Origin of the sequence: Pandoraea soli (genome assembly GCF_902459595.1) — a bacterium.
Taxonomy (GTDB): Bacteria; Pseudomonadota; Gammaproteobacteria; order Burkholderiales; family Burkholderiaceae; genus Pandoraea; species Pandoraea cepalis.
Genome location: NZ_CABPSG010000045.1, coordinates 1 through 847, shown reverse-complemented (window position 1 = coordinate 847; position 847 = coordinate 1). Strand labels below are relative to the sequence as shown.

1 protein-coding gene is annotated in these 847 nt (G+C 61.0%); it reads left to right on the top strand.

Annotated features, from left to right (window positions below; genetic code table 11):
* Window positions 1-53: 53 nt before the first annotated feature.
* A partial coding sequence (locus PSO31014_RS22230; RefSeq protein WP_150553595.1) for an IS256 family transposase occupies window positions 54-847 on the top strand: 794 nt, incomplete at its 3' end.

Below are 847 nucleotides of genomic sequence, written 5' to 3'. Positions count from 1 at the left end.
GGGGCTGTCATTAATTTCGTGTTTGAGGCATAACATGTCGCCAAGGAGTGACGATGCCTCGCAAACCGAAAACCCCACCGGCAGAGCTGCCGACGATCCCGGCCGAGCTGCTTGAGCAGTTCGGCCACGGCCCGATGACGGCCGACGCCATCAATGCCGCATCGCTGGCCTTCAAGAAAGCGTTGATCGAGCGTGCGCTGGGCGGCGAGATGAATCACCATCTCGGCTACCCGTCGGGCACGGCCAAACCGGCCAGCGTGACGAACCAGCGCAACGGCCGTGGTGCCAAGACGGTCCTGACAGAGGACGGCCCGATCCGCATCGAGGTGCCGCGTGACCGCGACGGCAGCTTCGAGCCGCTGTTGATCCCCAAACACGGACGACGCTTCACGGGCTTTGATGACAAGATCATCGCCATGTATGCCCGTGGCATGACCGTTCGTGAAATTCAGGGCTTCGTACAGGAACAGTACGGCACGGAAGTCTCGCCCGAGTTCATCAGCTCGGTCACCGACGAGGTGATGAGTGAAGTCACCGCCTGGCAGTCCCGGCCGCTCGAACCGATGTATCCGGTCGTGTTCTTCGACGCGCTGCGTGTGAAGATTCGCGAGGATGCCGTCGTACGCAACAAGGCGGTATATCTGGCGCTGGGCATCCTGCCCGACGGTACGCGCGACATCCTGGGCCTGTGGATCGAAAACACCGAAGGCGCCAAGTTCTGGATGAAGGTGTTTAACGATCTGAAAACGCGCGGCGTGAACGACATTCTGATTGCGGTGACCGATGGCCTCAAGGGCATGCCCGAGGCGCTGGCTGCCGTATTTCCGGCAACAACGCTGCAAACCTG